Annotated in this window: 4 protein-coding genes; all 4 read left to right on the top strand. The window is 68.5% G+C overall.

The window, feature by feature from the left end:
- Window positions 1-77 precede the first annotated feature (77 nt).
- Window positions 78-1,052, top strand: a complete 975-nt coding sequence (locus ABD378_RS43575; RefSeq protein ID WP_344530996.1) for a ParB/RepB/Spo0J family partition protein — start codon at window positions 78-80, stop codon at window positions 1,050-1,052.
- Between the two features lie 199 nt (window positions 1,053-1,251).
- Complete coding sequence (locus ABD378_RS43570; RefSeq protein WP_344530994.1) at window positions 1,252-1,923, top strand: ScbR family autoregulator-binding transcription factor; 672 nt, start codon at window positions 1,252-1,254, stop codon at window positions 1,921-1,923.
- Window positions 1,924-2,112: 189 nt separating this feature from the next.
- Complete coding sequence (locus tag ABD378_RS43565) at window positions 2,113-2,706, top strand: ScbR family autoregulator-binding transcription factor (RefSeq protein ID WP_344530992.1); 594 nt, start codon at window positions 2,113-2,115, stop codon at window positions 2,704-2,706.
- 253 nt (window positions 2,707-2,959) lie between these two features.
- Window positions 2,960-3,942: ScbA/BarX family gamma-butyrolactone biosynthesis protein (locus ABD378_RS43560; protein ID WP_344530990.1), on the top strand; the 983-nt coding region annotated here is incomplete at its 3' end.

Raw genomic sequence — 3,942 nt, 5'->3', positions numbered from 1 at the left:
TGCTCGACGTGTTGACGGCAGCAGCCCAACCCGCATCACCAGATTCTGGCGCCACTCGCCTGCCGATGACGGAACTGGTGCCCATCGCAAGCCTGGTCACGTCGGATTCGCCGCGCGTCGCCGGGGAGGACGTGGAGCACGTCGAGGTGCTGGCGCAGACGGAGAAACCGCTGCCACCCGTCGTGGTCCACCGTCCGACCATGCGGCTCGTCGACGGCCTGCACCGACTTCAGGCGGCAGTCCGGCGGGGCGAGGACCGCATAGAGGTCCGGTACGTGGAGGGCTCGACCGAGGACGCTTTCATCCTGGCCGTCCAGCTCAATGCCGAACACGGTATGCCGTTATCGCGCAGAGACCGGGTCGCGGCCGCCGAGCGCATCATCGGCAGCCACCCCCACTGGTCGGACCGGCGCATAGCGGAAGTGACCGGGCTCGCGCCGACCACGGTCTCCGCGCTGCGCAGGCGTTCAACCGACCAAGGCGACCAATTGAACGCGCGCACCGGGCGAGATGGCCGCTCCCGCCCGGTCAACAGCGCTGCCGGCCGTCAGCGCGCGGGTCAGATCATCGCCGAACGCCCGAACGCCTCGCTGCGCGAGATCGCCCACGAGGCGGGCATCGCTCTGGCCACCGCCCGGGACGTCCGGCTGCGCGTCCGTGACGGCAAGGACCCGGTGCCGCCGAAGCTGCACGAGGTCGCGAAGGGCGGCGCTCTTGCGGACAGGCGCACCGCGCGCGGGCGCGGGGAGGCGAACGGAGCAGAGCGTGGCGGCCGCACCCGGCTGGAGCCGGCCGAAATCTCGGACGCGGAACGCTTCGTGAACCTCCGCAAGGACCCCTCCCTGCGCTTCTCCGAGGCGGGCAGGGCGCTTCTGCAGCTCCTTTCGACCAATGCGCTCGACGACGAGAAGTGGCGATGGCTGGTGAGTGCGGTGCCCGAACACCGGCACGCCGACATCGCAAGGGCCGCCCGACGCTGCGGGGAGCGGTGGCTCACCTTCGCCGACGGGCTCGAGCACGGTGGCGGCGTACGCAGAGGCCGGGCGGTGTGAATCGCACCGGCTTCGGCCACCCCGCGCACCCACGCGTTCGCCGTTGAGGAAGGAGCTCCTCGGCGGACGCGTCTTTCGGCCGTGTCGAGTGTGAGCGGTTACGGCCGCGAGGAGACACCGGCGAGGGCGAGGAGCGGCTGATAGCATACGAACTCGACGGTTTGTTTGCTTCGGGGGCGGAGACTGAGGGAGATGTGCCTTGGCGCAACAGGAGCGAGCGCTCCGGACCCGACGCGCGATCCTGACCGCCGCGGCCGAGATATTCGACGACTTCGGCTACGAGGCCGCGACGATGTCGGAGATCCTGCGGCGTGCCGGTGTCACCAAGGGCGCGCTGTACTTCCACTTCACCTCCAAGGAACAGCTCGCGAGTGAGGTGCTGCACGAGAACGCTCAGGTCCCGGCTGTTCCACCGCAGAGGCTGAAGTTGCAGGAGGCCGCCGACCGGGGCCTGTTGCTCGCCTATCTGATGGTGCGCGATCCGGTGCTCCGGGGAGGTGTCCGGCTCGCCCTGGAGTACGTCGGGCAGGACAAGCTGGATCGCAGCGTGCCGTTCCAGGACTGGGCCGAGGAGAGTCTGCGCCTGCTCGAGCTGGCCAAGTCGGCAGGAGAGTTGCAGCCCCACATCGATCCCGGTGAGCTCGCCGAGGTGTTCGTCGGGGCATTCGCCGGGACGCAGCTCATGTCACATGCGCTGTCAGGGCGAGCGGACCTGAATGAACGCGTGGTCGCGCTCTACCGCGTCCTGCTGGCGGGAATCGCCGCCCCCGGCGTCATGGCCGAACTGGACGTCACCGGGGACCGCGGGGCCCGTGTGGAGAAGGCCATCCGAGCCCTGCGTCCTGCCGTGGCGCGCCCCCAGCCGGTGTAAGGACAGTCGGCGTAAGGACTCGGCCCGCCCGTCGCGTACGCGGTCACGTACCCATTTTCACGGATCAGCCGCTTTCGCGGATCAGTGTCGCACCTATCAGGAAACCGTCAACGCGGTTTGTAAGGGAGTGCGGGGCCACGGAGTGGCTCAGAGCGACGGAGTGCCCCGATGGTCAAGCAGGAACGTGCCGTGCGAACCCGCAGAGCGCTGGTCAGCGCTGCAGCCGACGGCTTCAGCCGGGAGGGCTACGGCCCTGCCTCGCTGCTCGACATCAGCCGTCACGCCGGCGTGACCAGCGGGGCCCTGCACTTCCATTTCCCGACCAAGGCGGCGCTCGCCTCCGCCGTCATGACAGCCGCGGCGCAGAGACTTCACGAGGTGGTGGAGCGGTGCGAGACACGGATGCGATCCGGCGACGCACTGCAGCTTCTGGTCGACGCGGGGCATGAGCTGACCCGGCAGTTGAGAGAAGACGTGGTGTTGCGGGCCGGGTTCGACCTCGACGGCGATCCCGGGTGTCCCAAGGACATCGGAGAGGTGCGCCATCTGTGGCACCTGTGGATCAGCGCGACGCTGGAAAAGGCGGACAAGGCGGGGGAGTTGCGGCGGGAGATGCCGGCCGTCCAGGTGGCGAGCATCGTGTTCGCGTGCACGGTTGGTTTCCAGATGCTCGGCAGGCGGGATCCGACATGGGTCTCGCGACGTGTGCAGACGAGGTTCTGGTCCCTGATGCTCCCGCGGATCGCGGTCAGCCGACAAGGTCTGCGCGCCGCGGGCTCCTGAATCGGGTGGCGCCTCGCCGTGCCGTACTGATTGACCGGGCGACCGGAAATGATCCGCGGACAAACAGCGCAACCAGCTTGGAAAGCAAGCAAATTTTCTGGCATATGCAAACAGCAGATTCGGTGAAACCCGGCGGTGGGTGTTCAACCTTGTACGACTTCACAAAATAAACCGGTGGGCCCGTATATTTTGTGCCACCCTTTCATGCTCACCGTGCCCATTCACCGTTGAACTGCCGGGAAGAGGGAAACCCATGCCCCTGCTCGTTCGCCAGCAAGAGCACACCGACGACGCTCCCGTTTCGCGGGCCGACCAAGACCTGCCGCACCTCACCACCACCGTTCCCCGGGAGTACGTGCACCGTGCCGCGCACGCCGAAGTGTTCCTCACCGGGTGCCGCCGCCTGGACGGCGGCGACCGGTTCGCACTCACGGGGCAGTGGCCGCGCGCGCACACCTTCTTCACCGACGCGGACGGGACGCGCCACGATCCCACGCAGGCGGCCGAGACCATCCGCCAAGTCGGCCTGCTGCTCGCCCACTCGGAGTTCGGTGTGCCCCTGGGGCACCAGTTCCTGCTGCGCGACATGGAGTACTCCGTGTCCCCGGAGAACCTGGACATAGGCGCCGGCCCCAGCGAACTGACGCTCCAAGCCATCTGCACCGATGTGAAGTGGAGGGGAAGCCGCGTCACGCAGTTCGCCATGGCGATCACCATCGAGCGCGACGGACGCCCCACCGCCGGTGGCAGCGGGCACTTCACCTGCATCGCCCCTGCCGCCTACAACCGGCTGCGCGGAGCCCGAAGCGCCGAAACCGGCACCGCGGCGACACCCCGCCCCCGCACCGTCGACCCACGACGGGTGGGCCGCTCCGCCGCCGCCGATGTCGTCCTGTCGCCCACCGACCAGCACGGCCACTGGCTGCTCAGCCCGGACCGGAGCCACCCCATACTGTTCGAGCACGGCGGCGACCACATACCGGGGATGGTGCTGATCGAGGCGGCACGGCAGGCGGCCTGCGGGCTGGAGGGCGACACGTTCGAGCCTGTCCAGGTCTCCACCGAGTTCCACCAGTACGCCGAATTCGACACACCGTGCTGGATCGACGCCATGACGGTGCGGCCCGCACAGACGGGCATGCTCAGCGTCCACGTCACCGGGCATCAGGAGGGCAACGTGGTCTTCAGCGCCCTGCTGACCGGATACCGCCGCAGCGGCGACGCATCCGGCGACCG

The sequence above is a fragment of the Streptomyces rectiviolaceus genome (assembly GCF_039533825.1).
In the GTDB taxonomy this organism is placed as follows: Bacteria; Actinomycetota; Actinomycetes; order Streptomycetales; family Streptomycetaceae; genus Streptomyces; species Streptomyces rectiviolaceus.
The sequence above is the reverse complement of the archived record's forward strand: the minus strand, read 5'-3'. Positions and strand labels throughout refer to the sequence as shown.